The organism is Streptomyces sp. NPDC014889, from assembly GCF_043081205.1.
GTDB lineage: Bacteria > Actinomycetota > Actinomycetes > Streptomycetales > Streptomycetaceae > Streptomyces.
In genome coordinates this window covers 129,849-152,375 of record NZ_JBIBWH010000017.1, presented here as the reverse complement: position 1 = coordinate 152,375, position 22,527 = coordinate 129,849, and the positions used below count along the sequence as shown (strand labels likewise).

The window sequence follows — 22,527 nt, the reverse complement described above, 5'->3', positions numbered from 1 at the left end:
GGCGCCGCCCCCCCCGGGGGGGCCCGCGCGCGGCCCCCCCCCCCCCCCCCCCGCGGGGGGGCGGCGCCGGGGCCCCCCCCCCCCCCGGGGGGGGGGGGGGCCCCCCCCCCCCCCCCCGACCCGCACAGTCTGTTCAGGCCCTATGCCAGAAGGAAGCCACAGGTCACAGCGCCGGACATGCTCCCAACGCTGCCGCCAGAAGGCATATCGACGACGGAAGACGACGCTGTCCTGTCCCGAAGAAGAACGTGGGGAAGGTTGAAAGGCCTCTCGGCGGCAGCAGCCATGGAGCGTCACGGAGTCCACGTAAGTTTCCGAAGCTCGATCGCCGGTTACTGAAAGTCATATTCGGCGCGGTACGGCTCCGTCCTGCCAGCGGTAGAGGTCGCGCAGCAGGGAAATCTCGGCGCCGTGATGGATCAGCTCCCTGTTGACGTGCAGGACCCTGTTCTCCATGGGAAACCGCTCGGGACCCACCGTGGGCGGATTGTCCAGGTCAGCGTCCGAGAGCTCGCGGACCCCCGCGTTCCATCTCCCATACATCTCATCGAGTTGTTTCAGCGCCTCGTCAGCGGTCCCCGCGTAGGCGAATGTCTGGGAGTCGACGTCCTGGCCGCCGAAGTACCATCCGACCCGATAGCCCAGGCACGAGACGATGATGTGCGCCAGCCGCCAGGCAATCGTGGTCACCGGTGCCGGCACCGGGGCAGGGGACGCGGAGTCCATCGTCCATTCCCCCGAGCCTTCCAACATCGGTGCGGCCGACGGGACACGTGGGCGGATGCTCCAGCAGCCGCGCACCGGCTCCCAGAAGTACTCCTCGTCGGTAAGACCGTCCAGCCGTGGCCGCAGGTTCTTGCGCCAGTACCAGTCCAACTGCTCCGCGAGCCGCTCGCTTCTTGTCATTGCCGCACACTACAGACCCGTCGAGCAGAGTGATCGTCGCCGTCTGCGGTCCTCCTCCACTGTCACAAACCCTGCAGGCAGTCATCCCTAATTGGCACAGAAGTCAATCGATCGGCCTTCGCTGGCAATCGATCAACACCCACTGACACAGGTCAGAAGGCGCAGTTCGGAGGGGCTGGTCAAACGAACTGTTCCGATATATCGTTGAGGCATCGCGACGGATCGACGATGGAATGGAGTGGTTGCGATGCATACCCATGGATACGAGCACGGGCACCGGCAGGGTGGTCCTCGGCGTGACCGCGGTGGCTTCGAGGAGCGCAGGGCGGCCTTCGGGCCCTTCGGTCCGGGCGGACCGGGGTTCGGCCCCGGTTTCGGCCCGGGGCACTGGGGCGGTCGAGGGCGCGGCGGACCGCGTGGCCGGGCCCGGCGCGGTGACGTACGGGCCTCGATCCTGGCCCTGCTGAAGGACCGTCCCATGCACGGCTACGAGATGATCCAGGAGATCGCCGAGCGAAGTGGCGGCGCGTGGAAGCCCAGCCCCGGCTCGGTCTACCCCACCCTCCAGTTGCTGGAGGACGAGGGCCTGATCGTCAATGAGAGCGAGGGCGGCAAGAAGCTGTTCTCGCTCACCGAGGCGGGCCGTACCGCGGCCGGCGAGGGGCCGGACGCGCCCTGGGAGGAGGCCTCGCGCGGTGTCGACTGGGAGGCGCTCGGCGAGATCCGGCAGGCCGGCTTCGGTCTGATGGAGGCCTTCGGCCAGGTCTGGAAGACCGGCAGCAAGGAGCAGCGCGAGAAGGCGCTCGGCGTCATCAACGAGGCCCGCAAGAAGCTGTACCTGATCCTCGCCGACGAGGACTGACCGCCGACGAGGACCGGCGGTCGGCCGCGTGACCCGGGCGCCCTCCGAGCCGGAGGTCGCCCGGGTCACGCGTGTCTGTGCGTTTCCCGGGGAGCCGCTGTGGGGATGCGTCCCGATCTCATCCGTAAGGAGGAGATTTCATCCCCTCGGGTCCACTTCCCGTGGGAGGCCGAAATGCTTCCCGCCGGGGATGACCGTAGCCGGAGAGGCTGGTGAGCTGGACGATGTGCAATCCCGTGTTCCCCCGCGGCCGTCCTCCGGGCAGGACGCCCTGCGTCCGGACGACGACGCCCGGCTCAGTGCCGAACTGGCGGCGGTGGTCGCCGGTGCCCGCAGGAGGGCGGTCCGGGACGGGGACCGCCAGATCGACACCGCCCACCTGCTGCACACGCTTCTGGAGTCCGACCCCGAGGTGCGCGCCGTGTTCGGCGGCGGACCGCAGATCGCCCGGCTGCTCGGCTACCTCGTGCAGCGCAGCATCGGATACGGCCTGCGCTGGCAGGGCGCGGTCGAGGACTCCGGCGCGGTGCCCGTGGTGACGGAGGCCGACGGCCTGTCGCCGGTGGCCTCCGCCGCGCTGGAGCACGCCTGCGGGCGTGCCGCCCGGCGCGGCGACCACCTGGCGCGCGGCACGGACCTGCTCGCGGCGATCGTCGCGGACCCGCGGGCGCGCGCCGTCGAGGTGCTCACCGGCGCCGCGATCGACGCGCGGGAGCTGGCCGCGCGGCTGGACGACGATGCCGGCGCCTGTCCGGGGGAGTACGCGGCGGACGGCGGGCCCACCGCCTGAGAGAGGCGGTTCCGGGTCTTTTGCCCGGAATGCCCGGTGATGGTCCCGTCCATGCGGTGAGACAGGTGCCATCGAAGGTGACGCTCATGTCATCGCCTGTCATCATGTGCCGGTGCGTAAGTCTCAGATCAGTCAGGGCCGTTCCGGCAAGGGGGTCGGGCTCGGTCTCGCGCTCCTGTCCGCGGTCGCCTTCGGCGGTTCCGGTGTCGCGGCCAAGCCACTGATCGAGGCGGGCCTCGACCCGTTGCACGTGGTGTGGCTGCGTGCCACCGGCGCGGCCCTGGTCATGCTGCCGCTCGCCGTACGCCACCGCGGGCTGCTGCGCACCCGCCCCGCCCTGCTCGCCGGGTTCGGCCTGCTCGCCGTCGCAGGTGTCCAGGCCTGCTACTTCGCCGCGCTCTCCCGGATCCCCGTCGGGGTCGCCCTGCTCGTCGAGTACCTGGCGCCCGCCCTCGTGCTCGGCTGGGTGCGGTTCGTGCAGCGGCGGCCGGTCACCCGGGCCGCGGCCTTCGGCGTGGTCCTCGCGGCGGGCGGACTCGCCTGTGTCGTCGAGGTGTGGTCCGGCCTGAGCTTCGACGTCCTCGGACTGCTGCTCGCGCTCGGCGCGGCCTGCTGCCAGGTCGGCTACTTCGTGCTCTCCGACCAGGGCGGCGACGCGGGCGACGAGGCCCCGAACCCGCTCGGCGTCATCGCCTACGGGCTGCTGATCGGCGCCGCCGTCCTGACCGTCGTCGCACGCCCCTGGAGCATGGACTGGTCGGTGCTCGCGCACGGCGCGGACATGAACGGCACGTCGGTCCCGGCCGTCGCCCTGCTGCTGTGGGTCGTGCTGGTCGCCACGGTCCTGGCGTACGTCACCGGGGTGCTCTCCGTGCGGCGGCTCTCGCCGCAGGTCGCCGGGGTGGTGGCCTGCCTCGAGGCGGTCATCGCGACCGTGCTGGCCTGGGTGCTGCTCGGCGAGCGCCTCTCGGCCCCGCAGGTCGTCGGAGGCGCGGTCGTCCTGCTCGGCGCGTTCATCGCGCAGTCCTCCACGCCGTCGAAGGGCTCGGAGGGGCCGGTGGCCGGCGGCGGGGCGGAAAGGGAGTTGTCGGCCCGGGGAACGGCCGCCTAGGGATTCGGCGGCGGTGCCGGCCGTCGCCCTGCTCGGCGAACACCTGACGCCGGCAACCCTCCTCGGCACCGCCCTGATGCAACTGGCCCTGGCGGAGGCGCACGGAGGACGGACGCCGGCGGAGGAACCGGCCCCCGCCTGACACCGGACGGCCCGGCGTCGCGGACCCGCCCCCGGGCGGGCTCCGGCGGGTCGTCGTCGGGGCGGGTCCGCCCGGAAGTCTCCAGGGCGCGGTCGCGTCTCACGCGCGGATCAGGGTCACAGCGCCGTGAGATAGCCGGGAAGCTCCGTGCCGGGGGTCAGATCGGCGGCGGGGAGCGGGGCGCCGTACTGCCTGTCGACCGGGATCACGCCGGCCCAGTGAGGGAGGGAGAGGTCCTCGGGCTCGTCGTTCACGCCGCCGGTGCGCAGCTTGGCGGAGACCTCGGCCAGGTCGAGGCGGAGCACGGCGGTCGCGGCCAGTTCCTTGGTGTTGGCGGGGCGGGAGTCGGCGGAGCGGCCCGGCACCACCTGGTCGACGAGCGCGTCCAGCGCGGCGCGCTTCTCCTCGGGGTCGGTGACCTGCTGGGCGGTGCCGTGCACCACCACGGAGCGGTAGTTGATCGAGTGGTGGAAGGCGGAGCGGGCCAGGACCAGGCCGTCGACATGGGTGACCGTCAGGCAGACCGGCAGCCCGGGGTCGGTCCTGCCGGCCGTCCGCAGCGGGCGCGAGCCCGTCGAACCGTGCACGTAGAGCCGCTCGCCGACGCGGGCGTAGAGCGTCGGCAGCACCACGGGCGCGCCGTCGCGGACGAAGCCGAGGTGGCAGACGTAGCCCTCGTCGAGTATCGCGTGCACCAGTTCCCTGTCGTACGACGCCCGGTCGGCGGAGCGGGTGGGAACGGTCCGGTCGGTCGGGGCGTAGGCGGCGGACGGCGACGCCGGCGGCTGGGTCTCCTGCATTTGTGCCCTCCATTGCACTAGTGCATAATCTGCTTTGTGCTAGGAGAGTATCGGATCGAGGGGCGGCGCGCAGCAGAGATCGCGGCGAGCGTCGAGCGTGCGGTGGGCTCCGGAGACCTGGAGCCGGGCCAACCGCTGCCGCCCATGCGGGAGTTGGCAGCGGAGTTGGGGGTGAACCCCAATACCGTCGCGTCCGCGTACCGGACCCTGCGCGAGCGCGGGGTCATCGAGACCGCCGGGCGCCGCGGCAGCCGGGTGCGGTCCGCGCCCGCCACCACCGGGCGGGACAGCGTCCGCGTGGACGTTCCCGAGGGCGTGCGCGACATGTCGAGCGGCAACCCGGATCCGGAGCTGCTGCCTTCGCTGGCACCCGCGTTCGCGGCGGCGGCCGCCCTGGCCGACCGCGAGCCGGTGCTCTACGGCGAGGTGGCCGTGGAGCCGGAACTGGCCCGCATCGCCCGTGCTGCGCTGGACGCCGACGCGGTGCCGGACGGTCCGCTCGCCGTCCTGTCCGGTTCGCTCGACGGGGTGGAGCGCGTCCTCGCCGCCCACCTCAGGCCCGGTGACACCGTCGCCGTCGAGGACCCCGGGTGGGGGAGCACCCTCGACCTAGTCCCCGCGCTCGGACTGCGCACGGCGCCGGTGGGGGTCGACGACAAGGGCCCGCGCGCCGACGACGTCCGCCGTGCCCTCGCGGACGGCGCCCGCGCGCTGATCGTCACGGCCCGCGCGCAGAACCCGACCGGCGCCGCGGTGAGCGCCACGCGTGCGCGTGCCCTGCGGGCCGTCCTCCGGGAGTATTCCGAAACGCTGCTGATCGAGGACGACCACGGCCACGGCATCGTGGACCTGCCCCTGCACCCGCTCGCCGGCGCCACCCGGCACTGGGCCTTTCTGCGCTCGGTCGCCAAGGCGTACGGCCCCGACCTGCGGCTCGCCGTGCTCACCGGAGACCGGACCACGGTCGACCGGGTGCGCGGGCGGCAACGCCTCGGGCCGGGGTGGGTGAGCCGCCTGCTCCAGCGCGCGGTGGTGCGGCTGTGGGCGGACGGAGCCCTGGACACGCACGCGGTTGCCACGGCCTACCGGCGGCGGCGCGACCTGCTGACCGGTGCGCTGGCCGACCGCGGCATCGCGGCCCACGGGCGCAGCGGGCTGAACGTGTGGGTGCCCGTGCCGGACGAGACCGGCGTCGTCGCGAGCCTGCTGCACGCCGGCTGGGCCGTCGCCCCCGGTGCCCGCTACCGGCTCGCCGCCCCGCCCGGCATCCGGATCACGGTCTCCACCCTGCGGGACGAGGAGACCGAGCGGCTCGCGGACGCGGTGGCGACGGCCCTGCGACCGGCGCCCGCGCGGAGTTACGTCTAGTGCTGCGACCGGAAAGGTTCACCGGCTCGCGACGCCCGGCACGGCACCTCGCCGCGTTGTCGCATCACCCGAGTACATCCAGTACGCGGGCGATGCTCCGCCTTGCGACCACTGCCTGAAGGGCGTGGGAGGTGCCCCCGGCACCGGACGCCGCGAGCTTCCCGGCAAACCTTTCCGGCCCCAGCACTAGGCGGTATCAGGGCAGGGCCCTATGACATCTGCCGCTGAGCCGTCGTGGCCGGCTCCGGGCTCGACGGCGGCTCGGGCGTCGTCGGGGCGGGGGCGGGCGCCTCGGCCGGCCGCGGTGTGCCCGGCCGGGCGGACGTACCGCCGCTCTTCGGGCGGGCCTGCGTCAGCGCCGCGCCCGCCAGGACGATCACCGCGCCCACCGGGGTCGACCAGGTGAGCGTCTCGCCGAGCACGGCGACGCCGGCGGCGGTGGCGATCACCGGGACGAAATACGTGACCATCTGGGCCGTGGTCGGCCCGACCTCCGCGACCAGCCCGTACTGGACGAGCATCGCGAAGCCGGTGCCCAGGGCGCCCAGGGCGGCGATCGCGAGCAGCGGCATGACGGGCAGATGGTGCGGTGCGCTGGTGAACAGCGGTGTGACGACGGCCAGTTGCACCGTGGCCAGCAGCAACTGCCCGCCGGTCAGGGACAGGTGGGACTCGTTGGAACCGGCCAGGGTGCGCCGGACGTAGATCCAGCCGACCGGGTAGCTCAGCGAGGCCAGCAGCGCCATCGCCGTGCCGCCGGCGTCCAGTCCGTGGAAGCCCTGCCATGCGCCGAGCACCGTCAGCACGCCGAGGAAGCCCAGCCCGAGGCCCGCGACCCGGAGCCGCGTCGGGCGGTCCTCGGAGAGGGCGACCAGGGACAGCGCCATGCCCCACAGCGGCGAGGTCGCGTTGCAGATCCCCGCGAGGGTGGAGGGGATCGTCAGCTCGGAGTACGCGAAGAGTGAGAACGGCAGCGCGTTGAGGAAGAACGCCGCGACCGCCAGATGCCCCCAGGTCCGCCCGCCGCGCGGCAGCCGCTCCCGCTTCACCGCCATCGCCACCGCGAGTACCGCCGTGCCGAACACCAGCCGCCCGAGCGTCACTTGGAAGGGGGCGAAGCCGTTCGTGCCCACCTTCATGAACAGGAAGCTGAAGCCCCACACCAGCGACAGGAAGGCGAAACGGACCCGCCAGTGCACGGGGCGGCGGGCCGGTCCTGCGGGGCCGGGCGGGGACTGCGGGGAGTCGGGCGAGGTGCTGCTCATGGTCGTAGGATGCACGCCCGCGACCTCGTAGCACAATCGACGATTCGCGCGCGACATCTCGTAGCATTGCTTACATGTTGAATCTGGAGCGCCTGCGCACCCTTGACGCCCTCGCGCGGCACGGCTCGGTCAGCGGCGCCGCGGAGGGACTGCACGTCACGACGTCGGCCGTCTCCCAGCAGATGGCCAAGCTGGAGCGGGAGGTGGGCCAGCAGCTCCTGGCCAAGAACGGCCGGGGAGTTCGGCTCACGGACGCCGGACGGCTGCTCGCCGAGCACGCGACGCGCATCCTGTCCCAGGTCGAGCTCGCCCAGGCCGACCTGGAGGCACAGCGCGGACAGGTGGTCGGCGAGCTGCGCCTCGGCGCGTTCCCGACCGCCGCGCGCGGACTGTTCCCGGCCGCCCTGTCCCGTCTGCGCGACCGGCACCCCGGCCTGCGGGTCCGCACCGCGGAGATGGAGCCGGCCGCCGCCGTGCGCGCCGTGCTGCGCGGCGACGTCGACCTGTCCGTCGTCCTCGACTGGTACAACAAACCGCTGCCCGTGCCGGACGGGCTCACCCGGGCCGCGATCCTCGACGACCCCGCCGACGTGGCACTGCCCGCCGCGCACCCGCACGCCGACCGCACCGAGGTCGACCTGGAGGACTTCGCGGACGACGACTGGGTCACCTGGGGCGAGGCCGAGTTCTGCGACGAGTGGCTGCTCGACACGCTGCGCTCCAAGGGCGTCGAGCCGCGCATCGCCCATCGCGCCGAGGAGCACGCCACCCAGCTCGCCCTGGTCGCCGCCGGCCTCGGCGTGTGCGTGGCACCCCGGCTCGGGCGCGGGCCGCTGCCGGCCGGGGTACGGACCGTGCCGGTGCGGCAGGCGGTGCGGCGGCACATCTACGCCGTCTGGCGTGCCGACGCCGACCGCCGGCCCTCCATCCGCGCGGCCGTCGACGCCCTGCGGACGGTGGGAGCGCGGATCGCCTGAGACGCGGCCCACCTCCACCACCCGCCGCCCGTCCTGCCCCGAGCCCCGTGGCCCGTCCTGAGACGCGACCCGCCGCCCGTCCTGCGCGGAGCCGCCGGTGTCCTACACCGAGCCCAGCTTGCGGAAGTCCCAGGAGACGATCTTCTCGGGCGTCAGTCGCAGCCATGCGTGCCGGCCGTCGTACGGCAACTCCTCCAGGCCGAAGTTCTTGCGGGCGAACAGCGTCTCGGGCAGGTCGAGTTCGGCGCACAGCTCCCCGGTGCGCGGTGCCTCGCCCACGAACTCCGCGGTGCCGGACAGCTCCACGCCCCGCAGTTGTTCGTACTCCTCGCCCGTGTCGACGATCACCGCGACCCGCGGATCGCGGCGCAGATCGGCCCAGCGCCTGCTGCGCACCACGGAGTAGAGCCACAGCGAGGTGCCGTCCCAGACGAACCACAGGGCGCTCACGTGCGGAGCGCCGCCGGGCGACACGGTGGCGACCCGGCAGGTGCGCTGGGTGGTCAGGAACTCGTCCAGCTCGCCCGGCGTCATCATGATTTTCCGGCCCCGGCGCTGAGTGACGGTCATGCGGCTCTCTCTTCCCCTCTCCCATGCGCGGGGGGCACCCTCCGACGGCCCCCCGCTACGACCCGCCCCACCCTCCGGTGGCGTCAGGCGAGCCTGATCTCCCCGTCCGCGACCGAGATGTCCTTGGCGGGCAGCGGCTTCAGGGCCGGGCCCTTCTTCACACTGCCGTCCTCGGCGGAGAACTCGCTCTGGTGGCACGGGCAGACGATCACGCCGTCGGCGATCCGGTTCACCGCGCACCCCTGGTGGGTGCAGGTGGAGGAGAACGCCTTGAACTCGCCCTTCGCCGGCTGCGTGACCACCACGCCCTGGCTGCCGAAGACCTTGCCGCCGCCCTCGGGAATGTCGGAGGTCTTGGCGAGCACCGCGCCACCGGGACCCGCGTCGGCGCCGTCGCCGCCCGACCCACCGGCCGGGTCGGAGCCGTTCTGGGTGGTGGACGTACCGGAGCCGGACGTGTCCTTTGATCCGCACGCGGTCAGCGCGGCGGCGATCCCCGCCGCGCCCACCGCCGCCACCACCGTGCGGCGGGCCGGAGCCCCCTGGGGGTGAAGCGATTCACTGGTCATGCCGACGTTCCCCTCTCCCTATGGTTTTCGAGCGGCCCGCGCAGATGCACGTGGGTGCCGCGCGGGGCTTCCTGGTGTGTCCAGGGGTACGGGCGAGGGGCATCCGGTGTTCAGACGGGGTCCGGACCCCGAGCGGCGGTGAATCGGCCGCCCGCCGAACGCACCGTCACCGCACCGGTAAAGTGGGGCGGTGCTCAAGGACGTCATCGCGACCCGCTACATCACCCCGCTGCGTGAGGGCGGCTCGCTGCCGGGACTCGTCGAGGGCGACGACTTCGGGACGTACGTCCTGAAGTTCACCGGCGCCGGGCAGGGCCGCAAGACCCTCGTCGCCGAGGTGGTCTGCGGGGAACTCGCCCGCCGGCTGGGACTGCGGGTGCCCGGCCTGGTGACGGTCGACGTCGACCCGGTGCTGGGGCTCGGCGAACCCGACGAACAGGTGCAGGAACTGCTCAGGTCCAGCGGCGGCACCAACCTCGGCATGTACTTCCTCTCCGGAGCGCTCGGCTTCGACCCGCTCGCCTTCCCGGTGGACGCCGAGGAGGCGGGCCGGATCGTCTGGTTCGACGCGCTGGTGAACAACGTCGACCGCTCCTGGCGCAACCCCAACCTGCTCAGATGGCGCGGCGAGCTGTGGCTCATCGACCACGGCGCCACGATGATCTGGCACCACAACTGGCCGGGCGCGCAGGCCTCAGCGGTCCGGCCCTACGACGCCTCGGACCATGCCCTCGCGCCCTTCGGACCGGACGTCGCCGTGGCCGCGCGGCGGCTCGCGCCCCTGGTCACCGAGGACCTGCTCGCCGAGGTGACCGCCGAGGTCCCGGACGCCTGGCTGACCGGCGAACCCGGCTTCGACACGCCCGACGACCTGCGCCGGGCCTACGCGCGACCGCTGCTCGCACGGGCCGCCGTGATCCACGAGCGCATCCACGGCATCGAGGAGGCCCGGTGAACGAGCGTCACCTCGCCGGAGGCGGCCGGGCGGGCGACCGCCACATCGTCCGGGCCGGCCGGACGGACGACCGGGACGTCTACGAGTACGCGCTGCTGCGTGTCGTGCCGCGCGTCGAGCGCGGCGAGTGCGTCAACGCGGGCGTCCTCGTCTACAGCCGCGCCCGCGCCTACGTCGGCGCCCGCACCCACCTGGACGAATCCCGGCTGCTCGCCCTGGACCCGGACGCGGACGTCGCGGGCGTGCGTGCCGCGCTCGCCGCGATCGAGAGCGTGTGCGCCGGCGGAGCGGCGGCCGGGCAGGCCGCGGGCGACGACGCCGGGCGGCGCTTCCGCTGGCTGGTCGCGCCCCGCTCCACCATCGTCCAGCCCGGTCCGGTGCACACCGGGCTGACCACCGACCCGGCCGCGGAGGCGGAGCGGTTGCTGGACCTCCTGGTGAGGTAATGGATCACATGCACCCGTAGGGCCGTTGACACCGGGTGCCACGGCTTCTAGCGTCGCATCCACCAAAGGTACTAAGCGGTCGCTCACCATAGATCAGGTTCTCTCAAGGGCGAGGAGAAGCAGCAATGTCCACCACTGAGCAGCGGGTCGCGGTCGTCACCGGTGCCGCGCGCGGAATCGGCGCCGCCACCGCCGTACGACTGGCCGCCGAGGGACGCGCGGTCGCCGTGATCGACCTCGACGAGGCCGCCTGCAAGGACACCGTGGAGAAGATCACCGCGGCCGGCGGAAAGGCCGTCGCGGTCGGCGCCGACGTCTCGGACGAGGCACAGGTCGAGGCGGCGGTCGCGCGCGTCGTCGAGGAACTCGGCGCGCCCACCATCCTGGTCAACAACGCGGGAGTGCTCCGCGACAACCTGCTGTTCAAGATGAGCGTCTCGGACTGGGACACCGTCATGAACGTCCACCTGCGTGGCTCCTTCCTGATGAGCCGTGCCTGCCAGAAGCACATGGTGGACGCCGGCTTCGGCCGGATCGTCAACCTCTCCTCGTCCTCGGCCCTCGGCAACCGCGGACAGGTCAACTACTCGGCCGCCAAGGCGGGTCTGCAGGGCTTCACCAAGACCCTCGCCAAGGAGCTCGGCAAGTTCGGCGTCACCGCCAACTCCGTCGCCCCCGGCTTCATCGCCACCGAGATGACCAAGGCCACCGGGGAACGCGTCGGCATGGGCTTCGAGGACTTCAAGGCCCTTGCCGCCACGCAGATCCCGGTGCAGCGCGTCGGCGAGCCGGAGGACGTCGCCAACGCCATCGCCTTCTTCACCGGCGACGCGGCCGGCTTCGTCTCCGGCCAGGTGCTGTACGTCGCCGGCGGCCCGCTCGACTAGGGATCACGGACTATGACTGAACTTTCCGGCAAGGTCGCCCTCGTCACCGGCGCGAGCCGCGGCATCGGATACGGCATCGCCGAGGCGCTGGTCGCCCGGGGCGACCGGGTGTGCATCACCGGTCGCAACGAGGACGCCCTGAAGGAGGCCGTGGAGAAGCTCGGCTCCGACCGGGCCGTCGCGGTCGCGGGCAAGGCCCACGACGAGGCCCACCAGGCCGAGGTGGTCGAACGCGTCATGGAGGCGTTCGGCCGGGTGGACTTCCTGATCAACAACGCCGGCACCAACCCGGTGTTCGGACCGATGGCCGACCTCGACCTCAACGTGGCCCGCAAGGTCTTCGAGACCAACGTCGTCTCCGCGCTCGGCTTCGCGCAGCGGACCTGGCACGCCTGGCAGAAGGACAACGGCGGCGCGATCGTCAACATCGCCTCGGTCGCGGGCCTGTCGGCCTCGCCGTTCGTCGGCGCCTACGGTGTCAGCAAGGCGGCGATGATCAACCTGACCCAGCAACTGGCGCACGAGTTCGCGCCGCGGGTGCGGGTCAACGCGATCGCGCCGGCCGTGGTGAAGACCAGGTTCGCCAAGGCGCTGTACGAGGGCCGGGAGGAGGAGGCGGCCGCCTCCTACCCGCTGGGCCGGCTCGGTGTGCCCTCCGACATCGGCGGCGCGGCGGCGTTCCTCACCTCCCCGCAGTCCGACTGGGTCACGGGCCAGACGCTCGTCGTCGACGGCGGCATCTTCCTCAACGCGGGGGTGGGCTGACCCGCGGCGGTCCCGGGTGGCGCGGCGCGCCGGGGCGCCGATTCCGTCGCTTCGTCGCTTCGTCGACATACCGCTTCGTCGACGTTCTGCCGGCGGAACCGGCGCCCGCGCCGACGGCTTGCGCCCGCCCGTCGCCATGACAACGTCGTCATGTTTCGAACTGATCAAGAGCCCCCTCCGAAGCAGGTTCAACGGGTGGGGCTCTGCGGTATGGTCTGCCGACCCCGTCCCCTTGGCATGGCAGATCGAGGAGCGTGCGCGTGTTCAACCGGAAGCGATGCCTGCGGCCGGCGGCGGCGACCGCGGCCATATCCCTGGTGGCCGGATGCGGCGTCCTTTCCAACGGGGGCTCGCAGGACACGGGACCCATCGTCGTCGGGACCACGAGCGCCCCCAGCACCCTTGACCCGGCTGCGTCCTGGGACGGCTCCTGGGAGCTCTTCCGGAACATCTACCAGACCCTGCTCGCCTACCCGGACGGCGCGACCACGCCCCAGCCGGACGCCGCGGAGCGCTGCGAGTTCACCGACAACGGCTACCAGACCTACCGCTGCCAGCTGCGTCCGGACATGAAGTTCGCCGACGGGCACGTGCTGGACGCGCGAGCCGTCAAGTACTCGATCGACCGGATCAGGACCATCGACGTGGCCGGCGGCCCGGCCGGGCTGCTCGACAGCCTGGACCAGGTGCAGGTGACCGGCGACCGGGTCGTGGTCTTCAAACTGAACAAGCCCGACGCCACCTTCCCGTTCGTGCTCGCCACCCCGGCCATGTCGATCGTGGACCCCAACGACTATCCCGAGCGCTCGCTGCGCGAGGACAACCAGGTCGACGGGTCCGGTCCGTACTCGCTCAAGGCGTACGACGAGGGGAAGAAGGCGGAGCTGGTCAGGAACGACCACTACAAGGGGTTCGCCGACCGAAGAAACGACGCGGTGACCATCCGGTACTTCCAGGACTCCGCCGCCATGGTCAAGGCGCTGCGGGACAAGCAGATCGACGTCACCTACCGGGGCCTGGGCGCCGAAGACATCATCTCCCTCCAGCGCAAGGACACCAAGGACCTCCAGCTCGTCGAGGGCGCCGGCACCGACATCAGCTACCTGGTGTTCAACCCGAAGGACCGCTGGTCCGCCAAGCTGGCCGTGCGCCAGGCCGTCGCCCAGGTCGTCGACCGCGCCGCCATCGCGCACAACGTCTACGACGACACGGTCGACCCGCTGTACTCCATGGTCCCCAAGGGCCTCACCGGCCACACCACGGGATTCTTCGACGACTTCGGGGACCCCAGCGTCGACAAGGCCCGCAAGATCCTCACCGACGCGGGCATCACCGGGAAGGTGCCGCTGACCTTCTGGTACACCACCGACCGCTACGGCTCGGAGACGGCCAAGGAGTTCGAGGAGCTCAAGCGGCAGCTCGACGGCTCCGGCCTCTTCACGATCACCCTGAAGAGCCGGCCCTGGAAGACGTACGTCGTGGGCTACCAGAAGGGCGAGTACCCGGTGTTCGGGCGCGGCTGGTTCCCGGACTTCCCCGACGCCGACAACTTCATCGCGCCCTTCGTGGGCGAGCAGAACGCGCTCGGCACGCCCTACCCGGCGCCGGAGATCACCAAGGTGCTGCTGCCCGAGTCGCGCCGCGAGGCCGACCGCGCGAACGTGGTGAAGCAGTTCCAGCAGGCGCAGCAGATCATGGTGAACGACGCACGGCTGGTGCCGCTGTGGCAGGGCAAGGTGTACATCGGCGCCAGCGAGGACATCTCCGGCGGTGAGCGGGCGCTCGACCCGTCGACGATCATGATGATGTGGGAGCTGTCCCGGAAGACAAGCTGGTAGGGGGCGTTCTCCCGGGCGGGAGCCCGTTGTCAGTGGTCGCCTGTAGGTTCTGAGAACTGGAAGTGACCGCACATCGTGAGGACGTTGACGTGACCGACATCGCCATGCTGCCCGAGTCCTGGCGCGGGGTTCTGGGCGACGAACTGCAGCAGCCCTACTTCAAGGAGCTGACCGAGTTCGTCGAGGAGGAGCGGGCGAAGGGCCCCGTCCACCCGCCGCGCGAGGAGGTCTTCGCCGCGCTGGACGCCACGCCGTACGACAAGGTCAAGGTCCTGATCCTCGGTCAGGACCCCTACCACGGCGAGGGCCAGGGGCACGGCCTGTGCTTCTCGGTGCGCCCCGGGGTGAAGGTCCCGCCGTCGCTGCGCAACATCTACAAGGAGATGCACGAGGAGCTGGGCACGCCGATCCCGGACAACGGCTACCTGATGCCGTGGGCCCGGCAGGGCGTGCTCCTGCTGAACGCGGTGCTCACGGTGCGCGGGGGCGAGGCCAACTCCCACAAGGGCCGCGGCTGGGAGCGGTTCACCGACGCGGTGATCCGCGCGGTGGCCGGCCGGCCCGACCCCGCGGTCTTCGTCCTGTGGGGCAACTACGCGCAGAAGAAGCTCCCGCTGATCGACGAGTCCCGGCATGTGGTGATCAAGGGCGCGCACCCGTCGCCGCTGTCGGCGAAGAAGTTCTTCGGCTCCCACCCGTTCACGCAGATCAACGAGGCGGTGGCAGGGCAGGGGCACGAGCCGATCGACTGGCGGATCCCGAACCTGGGGTGACGTGGGCGCGGGGGCGCCCTGATCGGCGGGGGTCGCGGTTAGCGTCGTAGGCGTAGGCGTAGGCGTCGGTAGGGGACAGGCCTGGAGGGCGTGCGGTGGTGGAGCGACAGGAGCAGGCGTCGTCGGACGCCCTGCTGACACGGATCGGGCAGGGTGTCCTGCTGCATCACGCCGGGGACCGCGAGGAGGCCCGGGGCCGCTTCCTGGCCCTGTGGGCGGAGATCGGCGAGGACGGCGATCCCCTGCACCGGTGCACGCTGGCCCACTACATGGCCGACACCCAGGACGACCCCGCGGACGAGCTGGCCTGGGACCTCAGGGCGCTCTCGGCGGCCCAGGAGCTCACGGGGGACCGGCGCGCCGAGCGTGAGGGCGCGCCCGCGGCCCGCGCCCTGTACCCGTCCTTGCATCTCAACCTGGCCGCCGACTACGCGAAACTCGACCACCGCGAGGCCGCCCGGGACCACCTCCACCACGCCCGCAGCGCGGCGGACGCGCTCGGCCGCGACAGCTACGGCGACGGCGTCCGCTCGGCCATCCACCGCCTCGCGCTGCGACTGGGCGAGGACGGACCCGGCCCGGAGCCGGGGGGCCCACCGCGGCAGCGGTCTTAGGGGGTGTCTGACACGGGGGCTGGATTCCGACCGACTCACCGCCCGCGCGGTGCCGCACGGCGGGCGTCGCGCGGTGGGGCTCCAGGGCGTCTTTCTCGTCGGACGTACGTCCGACGGCGCGTGTTCGCCTCCGGGTCGCGGTGGGGCCTGCGCCGTGCGCCTCGGCGTGGGGCCGGGCGGTGGTCAGCGGTCGTACGTCTGGCGGCAGATCCTGGTTTCCGGGCTGTCCGGTTTCCAGCCGCCGTACTGCCTGCCGAGGGCGCAGAGGTCCGTGTTCGGCGGCAGGGCGTGCCTGGTGCCGGGGAGGTGGGTCCGCGGTGGAGACGCGGGCCGGGGGTGCCGGGGGGCCGTATGCGCCGGGGGCCGGCCGGTGGGGTGGGCCGGCGGGGGCTGCCGCTCGCCGCGCGGGGCCGCCTCGGAGGGCGCCCGGGGTGGTGTGGCCGGGGTGGAGGAGTGGTGCGGGTCGCCGATGCGCTCCAGGGCCTCGCGGGCGGGTGCCTGCACGGCCGGGTGCCCGGCGCTGCCGTCCGGGCGCGGGACCGAGAGCGAGGTGCTGGCCGCCGCCGGGCCGGGCGCCGGCGGCCGCTGGACCGTGACACAGCCGGAGAGGGCCGAGACGGCCACGGAGACCAGGAGCGTTGCGGTGGTCGTCGTACGATGCACCCGCGCAACTCTGCTCGCTCCGGGGCGCGGTCGGAACGCGGTCGGGCGGAGGATGCCACGGACGGGTGATCCTGCGCCCCGTAAGGGGTGTGCCACCGCGCCCGCGGCTGACGCCGGGTGCCGGGTTCAGTCCCCGGCCGCTCCGTCGATCCGCTCGCGGAGCAGGTCGGCGTGCCCGTTGTGCCGGGCGTACTCCTCGATCATGTGGGTGTAGATCCACCGCAGGTTGAACGGTTCGTCGGTGTGCGCGCTCCTGCCCTGCGACAGCTCGTCCAGGCCGAGGCCGGCGGCGTTGCGGCGGGCGGTCTCGATCTCGGACTGCCAGGTCGCGTACGCCTCCGCCCAGGTGTCCGCCTCGGTGACGTGGAACTCGCCGTCCGGGTCCTTTTCGCTGTAGTAGATCGGTCCGGGGGCGTCCAGCACGAGCACATCGCGGAACCAGTGCCTCTCCACCTCGGCCATGTGCCGCACCAGACCCATCAGGGTGAGTTCGGAGGGCTTCGCGGACGCGGTGCGCAACTGCTCGTCGGTCAGGCCCTCGCACTTCCATGCCAGCGTCTGCCGGTGGTAGTCCAACCAGCCCTCCAGCATCGCGCGTTCGGAGGCGTTCTGGGCGGGCTCTCGTCGTCGCTCGGTCGTCATGCCCCGATCCTGGACCGCGCCCGGGCCGTCACGCCAAGGGTTTTCCGGCGCCGAACATTCCGTCCAGCAACTCCCGTAGTCCTGCCCGCAGTTCGTCCAGTTCCGGTACCCGGGCGTGGAAGGACCCCGCCACGCAGGAGTACATGAGCCCGTCCGCCCAGGCGACCAGGGACAGTACGTGCCGCTCCGGGGCGGTCGAGCCCATGGCCGTGACCAGCGCGCTCAGTTGGTCGCGGAAGCGGGCGCCGGCCGCGTCGAAGTAGGAGCGCAGTTCGGGGCGGCGGGTGGCCTCCAGGGAGAGTTCGTAGCGGGCGAGGGTCAGGGCCCGGTTGCGGGTCAGGGCGCGGTGGGTGGCCAGTGCCAGTCCGTCCACCAGCGAGTCGAGACCTCCGGTGCGCGGGTCCGGCATCTCGTGCAGCGCCAGCACCCGCGCCTCCCGCTCGGCCAGCCGGCGCACCGCCAGTTCCAGCAGGGCCTGCCGGGTGCGGGCGAGGTTCGACGTCGAGCCCTGCGGCAACCCGGCCCTCTCGTCGACCGCCCGGTGCGTCAGACCGCGCATCCCGCGCTCGGCGAGCAGGGCGAGCGCGGTGTCGGCGACGAGATCGGCGCGCTGGGCGCTTTCGGGACGTGCGGACATGGAGATCAACCTACCCGGCGACTACACCCGTAGTGCAACGCACTACGTCCGTAGTATCGTCGGGTCACCGGGTCACTACAGGCGTAGTCTCACCATGCAGGAGGAGCCATGCCCCAGCAGCCACGCGTCGTCGTCATCGGCGGCGGCATCGCAGGACTCACCGCGGCCGCGGCCCTGCACCTCGCCGGCCGGCAGGTCACCGTGCTGGAACGGGCACCCTCCCTGGAGCCCGTCGGCGCCGCCATCTCGCTCTCCCCGAATTCCCTGCGCGCCCTGGACGTCCTCGGCGTCGGCGACCGGATCCGCGATCTCGCCGCCTGGCAGGGCGAGGGCGGACTGCGCAGCCCGTCCGGCCGCTGGATCACCAGGACGGACGCCGCCGCGGCGGCCGAGCGGTTCGGCGGCCCCCTCGTCCTGCTGCACCGCGCCACCCTGATCGACACCCTGGCCGCCCTCCTCCCGCCCGGCACCGTCCGCACGGCCGCCGAGGCGCGCCTCGCCGACCCCGGTGACGACGGCCGCCCGGCCCGCGTGAGCACCCCCGACGGCGACCTGGAGGCCGGCCTGGTGGTGGCCGCCGACGGTGTGCACTCCGCGGTGCGCCGCACGCTGTTCCCGGACCGGCCCGGGGCCGTCTACGCCGGATTCACCACCTGGCGGGTCGTGATCCCCGTGCCCGGCGCCGAGTTCGCCTCCCACGAGACCTGGGGCAGGGGATGCCTGTGGGGCACGCACCCGCTCAAGGACGGCAGGGTCTACGCGTACGCCGCCGCCGTCACGCCCGCCGGACAGCGCGCGGCCGACGACGAGAAGGCCGAACTCCTGCGCCGCTTCGGCCACTGGCACGACCCGATCCCCGCCGTTCTCGCCGCCGCCCGCCCCGAGGACGTGCTGCGCCACGACGTCCACCACATCGCCCGGCCGCTGCCCGCCCACCACCGCGGCCGGACCGTGCTCATCGGCGACGCCGCCCACGCCATGCCGCCGAACCTCGGACAGGGCGGCAACCAGGCCATCGAGGACGCCGTCGTCCTCGCCCACCACGCCGACGATCTCGCCGCCCACACCGCGGCCCGGCTGCCCCGCACGACCGCGATCGCCCGCCAGGCCGTCAGGGCCGCGCGGCTGAACCTGATGCGCAACCGCGCCGGGATCTTCCTGCGTGACGGCGCGATCGCGGCGCTGTCCAGGATCAGCCCGGACCTGCTGCTGCGCGGATTCGACGGCATCGCCGACTGGCGTCCGCCGCAGTCCCCGTATGCTGCCGTGCAGTCAGGCACGGCGGAGCGGTGAAGGAGCCCAGGTGAAGGTCGGCTGCATCGGACTCGGCGACATCGCGCAGAAGGCGTACCTGCCGGTCCTCGGCTTCCAGCCCGGGATCGACCTGCACCTGCAGACCCGGACACCCGCGACGCTCCAGCGGGTCGCCGACAGCCTGCACCTGCCCGCTCAGCGGCGCCACACCGACCTGGACTCCCTGCTCGCCCAGGGCCTCGACGCCGCCTTCGTGCACGCGCCCACCGCCGTCCACCCGCAGATCGTCACCAGGCTCCTGGAGGCGGGTGTGCCGGTGTACGTGGACAAGCCGCTCGCCTACGAACTCGCCGACTCCGCCCGCCTGGTCGGCCTCGCCGAGGAGCGGGACGTCTCGCTCATGGTCGGCTTCAACCGGCGTCACGCACCCGGCTACACCCAGTGCGCCGACCATCCCCGTGAGCTGATCCTGATGCAGAAGAACCGCGTCGGGCTGCCCGAGGAACCGCGCACGATGATCCTCGACGACTTCATCCACGTCGTGGACACCCTGCGGTTCCTGGTGCCGGGCCAGGTCGACGACGTCACCGTACGCGCGCGTGTGCGTGACGGTCTGCTGCACCACGTCGTGCTGCAGCTCGCCGGGGACGGATTCACCGCGCTCGGCGTGATGAACCGGCTCAGCGGCTCGGCGGAGGAGATCCTCGAGGTCTCCGGGCAGGACACCAAACGGCAGGTGGTGAACCTCGCCGAGACCGTCGACCACAAGGGGCAGCCGACCGTGCGCCGACGGGGCGACTGGGTGCCCGTCGCCCGCCAGCGGGGCATCGAGCAGGCCGTGCTGTTCTTCCTCGACGCCGTACGCGCCGGGAAGGTGCTCAGTGCCCGTGACGCGCTGGAGACCCACGAACTGTGCGAACGGGTGGTGCGGACGGTTCTGGAGCGCGCCGGCGCCGCCTGAGCGCCCGCGCGCTCTCCGTCGCCCCCAGCACGGCCAGCACCAGCAGCGCGCCGTGCGCCGGCCAGTCGCCGAAGCGGACGTACAGAGTGACGCCGTGCGCGGTCGGCACATCGTACACGCGCGCGGTGCTCTCGTCCGTGCCCAGCCAGGAGCCGACGCGCTGCCCGCGCGGCCCGTACACCGCGGACACGCCCGTCAGCGTCGCGTGCACCATCGGCCGCCCGGTCTCGGCGGCGCGCAGCGCGGCCAGCGACGCGTGCTGCTCGGGGGCCCAGCTCTGCTGGAAGGTCGAGGTCGAGGACTGCGCGAGCAGCACCTGCGCCCCGTCCTGCGCGAGGTGCCGGCTCATGTCGGGGAACGCCGTCTCGAAGCAGATCATCGGGCCGATACGCAGGCCGTGGCCGACGTTCATCACCACCTGATGGGTGCCCCGCTCGCGGTCCTCGCCCGCGGCCCTGCCGACGGAGGTCGCCCAGCCGAGCACCGAGCGGGCCGGTATGTACTCGCCGAACGGGACGAGCCGCATCTTGTCGTAGCGCTCGCCGGTCGGGCCGTCCGGTCCGACGAGGACCGAGCTCTTGTATATGCCCGGCCGGTCGGAGCGCCGGGCGTCCACGTTGACGAGCACGTCGGCGCCGGTCTCGCGGGACAGGGCCGCTGTCCGCCGCGCCAGGTCCGGCCGGTGGCCCAGGTCGAAGCCGACGCTGCTCTCGCCCCAGACGACCAGGTCGGGGTGCTGTCCCACCAGCCGGCGGGTCAGCTGCTCCTCCAGGTCGAACCGCCGCTGCCCGCTCTCGATACCGGCCACGACGCCCGGCTGCACGACGGCGATCCGGACGTGGCCGTCGGCGTCGGGGCGCGGCGCCCACACCCACACCGCGGAGGTCGCCGCGGCCATGGCCGCAAGGCCGGCCACCGCGGTCACCCGGGACGCGCGGAGCGCGACCGCCGCCTGCCGGGGCACCAGCAGCGCGACGGCGACATTGACGGCCACCACGAGGAAGCTCAGCAGCCACACTCCGCCCACCGAGGCCAGCCGCAGCGCCGGGGCCACCTGCCACTGGCTGGAGCCCAGCATGCCCCACGGCCCGCCGAGGCCCTGCCAGGACCGGACGAGCTCGATCGTCAGCCACGCCGACGGCAGCACGACCAGCGCTGCCGCGGCCCGTCCCGGTGAGGGCGTCCCCGCCAGGAACCGCCGCACCAGCCAGCCCCAGGGCGCCCACAGCAGGCCCATCAGCGCCGCGAGCACGACGGTGAACACGTTCAGGTTCGGCAGCAGCCAGTGGAAGACGGCCAGCATGAACCCCAGCCCGCCGAACCAGCCGTCGTAAGCCGCCCGCTTCCCGGTCGGAGCGGAGCGGGTGAGCAGGATCCACGGGACCAGCGCGACGTAGGCGAACCACCACAGGGACGGGGCGGGAAAAGCGAACACGAACAGGGCGCCCGCGAGCGCGGCGAGCACCGAGCGTTGCCACGGGGAGGTGAGCCACCGGCCGAACGTCTTCATACGGTGCCCTCCTACCCCCCACGGATGGCTCCAGTGTGCCCGTCCCGCAGGCGCCCCGGAAGATCCCCTCCGGAGGTCCCGGCGGGGCCCGGAATCCTTGCCTCCGCGCCCGGGCGGCAGCGGTCCTAGGATGATCACATGGGGTGTGGTCGCTCGGTGCTGCGGAGGTCCCAATGAAACGTCTCGTGACAGTCGTCACCGGCGGTGGCCGGGGCATCGGGGCCGCGATCTGCCGGCGGCTCGCGGCCGACGGGCACGACGTGGTCGTGGGGTACGTCGATGACACCGCGGCCGCCGAGGCGGTGGCCGACGAGGTGCTCGAGGCCGGCGCGCGGGGGGTGACCGTGCGGATGGACACCTCGGTGGAGGCGGACGTCGAGCGGCTCTTCGCCATGGCGGAGGAGCGGCTAGGACCGGTGACGGGGCTGGTGAACAACGCCGGGGTGAGCGGGCCGCTGGGCCGGCTCGCCGACACCGACACCGCCGACCTGCGGCGCGTCGTGGACGTCAACCTTCTGGGCACACTGCTGTGTTCGCGCCGTGCGGCCCAGCTGATGGCGCCCCGGAAGCACGGCGCGATCGTGAACGTGTCGTCGGCGGCCGCCACGCTCGGCAGTCCCGGGGAGTTCGTCCACTACGCCGCGACCAAGGCGGCCGTGGACGCCTTCACCCTCGGCCTGGCCAAGGAGCTCGGCCCGGACGGCATCCGCGTCAACGCGGTCGCGCCCGGCCTGATCGACACCCAGATGCACGCGGCGATGGGCGACCCGGAGCGGGTGCGGCGGGTGGCCGGAACCGTCCCACTGGGCCGGGCGGGCCGTGCGGAGGAGATCGCCGCGGCCGTCGCCTGGCTGATGTCACCGGACGCCTCCTACACGACGGGAGCGGTGCTGCGGGTGTCGGGCGGACGCTGAGCCGGAACCGGGCCGCGGGGCCCGGCCGGCCCGGGCCGGTGCGGCGACCGCCCGTGGACCGGGGACGTCAGGCGGCCGCGATGAGTTCGTCCCGCATCGCGGCGGCCCACTCGACCACCAGTAACTCGTACGCCGTGCGCTCCTGGGCCGACAGGGACCCGCCTGAGCGCAGCCACAGCGACCGGATCTGCTCGTTCAGCTCGGCGGCAGACCGCACGGAACCAGGGGCCACTGAATCGAGGAACATGGCCACAGCCTAGGGGCAAGGACTGACACTGCGCTACCGGACGGCTACAGCGGCCGTATGG

General features: G+C 72.6%; 26 protein-coding genes. 16 read left to right on the top strand and 10 right to left on the bottom strand.

The features are described 5' to 3' along the window. Positions 1-342: 342 nt before the first annotated feature. The gene (locus tag ACF09J_RS30085) at positions 343-906 is read right to left on the bottom strand and encodes a DinB family protein (protein WP_392308613.1); all 564 of its coding nucleotides are present in this window, start codon (positions 904-906) and stop codon (positions 343-345) included. Positions 907-1,153: 247 nt separating this feature from the next. On the opposite strand from ACF09J_RS30085, the gene ACF09J_RS30080 reads away from it, so the two are divergent. The 4 genes from ACF09J_RS30080 (at position 1,154) to ACF09J_RS30065 (ending at position 3,811) form a co-directional block, all read left to right on the top strand. Continuing rightward, entirely contained in the window at positions 1,154-1,768 is a 615-nt protein-coding gene (locus ACF09J_RS30080) for a PadR family transcriptional regulator (protein WP_392308612.1), read from the top strand. A gap of 190 nt (positions 1,769-1,958) precedes the next feature. Continuing rightward, complete coding sequence (locus tag ACF09J_RS30075; RefSeq protein ID WP_392308611.1) at positions 1,959-2,558, top strand: Clp protease N-terminal domain-containing protein; 600 nt, start codon at positions 1,959-1,961, stop codon at positions 2,556-2,558. Between the two features lie 106 nt (positions 2,559-2,664). Next, positions 2,665-3,669 carry a DMT family transporter gene (locus tag ACF09J_RS30070; RefSeq protein ID WP_392308610.1) on the top strand — a complete coding sequence of 335 codons (1,005 nt, stop codon included), beginning with the start codon at positions 2,665-2,667 and terminating at the stop codon, positions 3,667-3,669. Between the two features lie 13 nt (positions 3,670-3,682). Further along, positions 3,683-3,811 carry a hypothetical protein gene (locus tag ACF09J_RS30065; RefSeq protein ID WP_392308609.1) on the top strand — a complete coding sequence of 43 codons (129 nt, stop codon included), beginning with the start codon at positions 3,683-3,685 and terminating at the stop codon, positions 3,809-3,811. A 116-nt stretch (positions 3,812-3,927) separates the two neighbouring features. Here ACF09J_RS30065 and ACF09J_RS30060 read toward each other — a convergent pair whose 3' ends face one another. After that, a complete protein-coding gene (locus ACF09J_RS30060; protein WP_392308608.1) occupies positions 3,928-4,611 on the bottom strand; it encodes a pyridoxamine 5'-phosphate oxidase family protein in 684 nt (227 codons plus the stop codon). A gap of 36 nt (positions 4,612-4,647) precedes the next feature. On the opposite strand from ACF09J_RS30060, the gene ACF09J_RS30055 reads away from it, so the two are divergent. Further along, a complete protein-coding gene (locus tag ACF09J_RS30055) occupies positions 4,648-5,979 on the top strand; it encodes an aminotransferase class I/II-fold pyridoxal phosphate-dependent enzyme (RefSeq protein ID WP_392308607.1) in 1,332 nt (443 codons plus the stop codon). 209 nt (positions 5,980-6,188) lie between these two features. On the opposite strand, the gene ACF09J_RS30050 is transcribed toward ACF09J_RS30055, so the two are convergent. After that, positions 6,189-7,244: a DMT family transporter gene (locus tag ACF09J_RS30050; RefSeq protein WP_392308606.1), complete on the bottom strand. Its 1,056-nt coding sequence runs from the start codon at positions 7,242-7,244 to the stop codon at positions 6,189-6,191. Between the two features lie 74 nt (positions 7,245-7,318). Here ACF09J_RS30050 and ACF09J_RS30045 point away from each other — a divergent pair, with 74 nt between their 5' ends. After that, positions 7,319-8,221 (top strand): LysR family transcriptional regulator, encoded by a 903-nt coding sequence (locus ACF09J_RS30045; RefSeq protein WP_392308605.1) that lies wholly within the window; start codon positions 7,319-7,321, stop codon positions 8,219-8,221. 102 nt (positions 8,222-8,323) lie between these two features. On the opposite strand, the gene ACF09J_RS30040 is transcribed toward ACF09J_RS30045, so the two are convergent. Both ACF09J_RS30040 and ACF09J_RS30035 read right to left on the bottom strand, forming a co-directional pair. Further along, on the bottom strand, positions 8,324-8,791 hold the full coding sequence (locus ACF09J_RS30040; protein ID WP_392308604.1) for a pyridoxamine 5'-phosphate oxidase family protein: 468 nt from the start codon (positions 8,789-8,791) through the stop codon (positions 8,324-8,326). An 83-nt stretch (positions 8,792-8,874) separates the two neighbouring features. After that, positions 8,875-9,360, bottom strand: a complete 486-nt coding sequence (locus ACF09J_RS30035; protein ID WP_392308603.1) for a Rieske (2Fe-2S) protein — start codon at positions 9,358-9,360, stop codon at positions 8,875-8,877. Positions 9,361-9,550: 190 nt separating this feature from the next. Between ACF09J_RS30035 and ACF09J_RS30030 the strand changes: the two genes are divergently transcribed. The 7 genes from ACF09J_RS30030 to ACF09J_RS30000 all read left to right on the top strand — a co-directional run bounded on the left by ACF09J_RS30030 (position 9,551) and on the right by ACF09J_RS30000 (position 15,638). Then, complete coding sequence (locus ACF09J_RS30030; protein ID WP_392308602.1) at positions 9,551-10,315, top strand: HipA family kinase; 765 nt, start codon at positions 9,551-9,553, stop codon at positions 10,313-10,315. Next, positions 10,312-10,761, top strand: coding sequence for a DUF3037 domain-containing protein (locus ACF09J_RS30025; RefSeq protein WP_392308601.1), 450 nt, complete (start codon positions 10,312-10,314; stop codon positions 10,759-10,761). The genes ACF09J_RS30030 and ACF09J_RS30025 overlap by 4 nt, the downstream gene beginning before the upstream one ends. A 125-nt stretch (positions 10,762-10,886) precedes the next feature. After that, positions 10,887-11,648: a 3-oxoacyl-ACP reductase FabG gene (fabG, locus tag ACF09J_RS30020; RefSeq protein ID WP_392308600.1), complete on the top strand. Its 762-nt coding sequence runs from the start codon at positions 10,887-10,889 to the stop codon at positions 11,646-11,648. A gap of 12 nt (positions 11,649-11,660) precedes the next feature. Continuing rightward, positions 11,661-12,413: an SDR family oxidoreductase gene (locus tag ACF09J_RS30015; protein WP_392308599.1), complete on the top strand. Its 753-nt coding sequence runs from the start codon at positions 11,661-11,663 to the stop codon at positions 12,411-12,413. Between the two features lie 254 nt (positions 12,414-12,667). Further along, on the top strand, positions 12,668-14,251 hold the full coding sequence (locus ACF09J_RS30010) for an ABC transporter substrate-binding protein (RefSeq protein WP_392308598.1): 1,584 nt from the start codon (positions 12,668-12,670) through the stop codon (positions 14,249-14,251). An 89-nt stretch (positions 14,252-14,340) separates the two neighbouring features. Next, entirely contained in the window at positions 14,341-15,024 is a 684-nt protein-coding gene (locus ACF09J_RS30005) for a uracil-DNA glycosylase (RefSeq protein ID WP_392308597.1), read from the top strand. 95 nt (positions 15,025-15,119) lie between these two features. Continuing rightward, positions 15,120-15,638 (top strand): hypothetical protein, encoded by a 519-nt coding sequence (locus tag ACF09J_RS30000; protein WP_392308596.1) that lies wholly within the window; start codon positions 15,120-15,122, stop codon positions 15,636-15,638. 183 nt (positions 15,639-15,821) lie between these two features. On the opposite strand, the gene ACF09J_RS29995 is transcribed toward ACF09J_RS30000, so the two are convergent. The 3 genes from ACF09J_RS29995 to ACF09J_RS29985 all read right to left on the bottom strand — a co-directional run bounded on the left by ACF09J_RS29995 (position 15,822) and on the right by ACF09J_RS29985 (position 17,580). Beyond that, complete coding sequence (locus ACF09J_RS29995; RefSeq protein WP_392308595.1) at positions 15,822-16,301, bottom strand: hypothetical protein; 480 nt, start codon at positions 16,299-16,301, stop codon at positions 15,822-15,824. 126 nt (positions 16,302-16,427) lie between these two features. After that, entirely contained in the window at positions 16,428-16,943 is a 516-nt protein-coding gene (locus tag ACF09J_RS29990; RefSeq protein WP_392308594.1) for a DinB family protein, read from the bottom strand. A gap of 28 nt (positions 16,944-16,971) precedes the next feature. After that, entirely contained in the window at positions 16,972-17,580 is a 609-nt protein-coding gene (locus ACF09J_RS29985; protein ID WP_392308593.1) for a TetR/AcrR family transcriptional regulator, read from the bottom strand. Positions 17,581-17,688: 108 nt separating this feature from the next. On the opposite strand from ACF09J_RS29985, the gene ACF09J_RS29980 reads away from it, so the two are divergent. Both ACF09J_RS29980 and ACF09J_RS29975 read left to right on the top strand, forming a co-directional pair. Further along, on the top strand, positions 17,689-18,873 hold the full coding sequence (locus ACF09J_RS29980) for an FAD-dependent oxidoreductase (protein ID WP_392308592.1): 1,185 nt from the start codon (positions 17,689-17,691) through the stop codon (positions 18,871-18,873). 10 nt (positions 18,874-18,883) lie between these two features. Next, positions 18,884-19,795, top strand: a complete 912-nt coding sequence (locus tag ACF09J_RS29975) for a Gfo/Idh/MocA family protein (RefSeq protein WP_392308591.1) — start codon at positions 18,884-18,886, stop codon at positions 19,793-19,795. On the opposite strand, the gene lnt is transcribed toward ACF09J_RS29975, so the two are convergent. Beyond that, the gene (gene lnt, locus ACF09J_RS29970; protein ID WP_392308590.1) at positions 19,713-21,305 is read right to left on the bottom strand and encodes an apolipoprotein N-acyltransferase; all 1,593 of its coding nucleotides are present in this window, start codon (positions 21,303-21,305) and stop codon (positions 19,713-19,715) included. The two genes, ACF09J_RS29975 and lnt, sit on opposite strands and share 83 nt — an antisense overlap. Before the next feature lie 173 nt (positions 21,306-21,478). Here lnt and ACF09J_RS29965 point away from each other — a divergent pair, with 173 nt between their 5' ends. Then, positions 21,479-22,219 carry an SDR family NAD(P)-dependent oxidoreductase gene (locus ACF09J_RS29965; protein ID WP_392308589.1) on the top strand — a complete coding sequence of 247 codons (741 nt, stop codon included), beginning with the start codon at positions 21,479-21,481 and terminating at the stop codon, positions 22,217-22,219. Between the two features lie 67 nt (positions 22,220-22,286). On the opposite strand, the gene ACF09J_RS29960 is transcribed toward ACF09J_RS29965, so the two are convergent. After that, entirely contained in the window at positions 22,287-22,466 is a 180-nt protein-coding gene (locus tag ACF09J_RS29960; RefSeq protein WP_392308588.1) for a hypothetical protein, read from the bottom strand. Between the last annotated feature and the right edge of the window lie 61 nt (positions 22,467-22,527).

Excerpts from the sequence above, each read along its gene's own strand:
- ACF09J_RS30085 (WP_392308613.1), bottom strand. The coding sequence starts at position 906 with ATGACAAGAAGCGAGCGGCTCGCGGAGCAGTTGGACTGGTACTGGCGC.
- ACF09J_RS30080 (WP_392308612.1), top strand. The coding sequence starts at position 1,154 with ATGCATACCCATGGATACGAGCACGGGCACCGGCAGGGTGGTCCTCGG.
- ACF09J_RS30075 (WP_392308611.1), top strand. The coding sequence starts at position 1,959 with ATGACCGTAGCCGGAGAGGCTGGTGAGCTGGACGATGTGCAATCCCGT.
- ACF09J_RS30060 (WP_392308608.1), bottom strand. The coding sequence starts at position 4,611 with ATGCAGGAGACCCAGCCGCCGGCGTCGCCGTCCGCCGCCTACGCCCCG.
- ACF09J_RS30050 (WP_392308606.1), bottom strand. The coding sequence starts at position 7,244 with ATGAGCAGCACCTCGCCCGACTCCCCGCAGTCCCCGCCCGGCCCCGCA.
- ACF09J_RS30045 (WP_392308605.1), top strand. The coding sequence starts at position 7,319 with ATGTTGAATCTGGAGCGCCTGCGCACCCTTGACGCCCTCGCGCGGCAC.
- ACF09J_RS30040 (WP_392308604.1), bottom strand. The coding sequence starts at position 8,791 with ATGACCGTCACTCAGCGCCGGGGCCGGAAAATCATGATGACGCCGGGC.
- ACF09J_RS30035 (WP_392308603.1), bottom strand. The coding sequence starts at position 9,360 with ATGACCAGTGAATCGCTTCACCCCCAGGGGGCTCCGGCCCGCCGCACG.
- fabG (WP_392308600.1), top strand. The coding sequence starts at position 10,887 with ATGTCCACCACTGAGCAGCGGGTCGCGGTCGTCACCGGTGCCGCGCGC.
- ACF09J_RS30015 (WP_392308599.1), top strand. The coding sequence starts at position 11,661 with ATGACTGAACTTTCCGGCAAGGTCGCCCTCGTCACCGGCGCGAGCCGC.
- ACF09J_RS29990 (WP_392308594.1), bottom strand. The coding sequence starts at position 16,943 with ATGACGACCGAGCGACGACGAGAGCCCGCCCAGAACGCCTCCGAACGC.
- ACF09J_RS29985 (WP_392308593.1), bottom strand. The coding sequence starts at position 17,580 with ATGTCCGCACGTCCCGAAAGCGCCCAGCGCGCCGATCTCGTCGCCGAC.
- ACF09J_RS29980 (WP_392308592.1), top strand. The coding sequence starts at position 17,689 with ATGCCCCAGCAGCCACGCGTCGTCGTCATCGGCGGCGGCATCGCAGGA.
- lnt (WP_392308590.1), bottom strand. The coding sequence starts at position 21,305 with ATGAAGACGTTCGGCCGGTGGCTCACCTCCCCGTGGCAACGCTCGGTG.
- ACF09J_RS29965 (WP_392308589.1), top strand. The coding sequence starts at position 21,479 with ATGAAACGTCTCGTGACAGTCGTCACCGGCGGTGGCCGGGGCATCGGG.
- ACF09J_RS29960 (WP_392308588.1), bottom strand. The coding sequence starts at position 22,466 with ATGTTCCTCGATTCAGTGGCCCCTGGTTCCGTGCGGTCTGCCGCCGAG.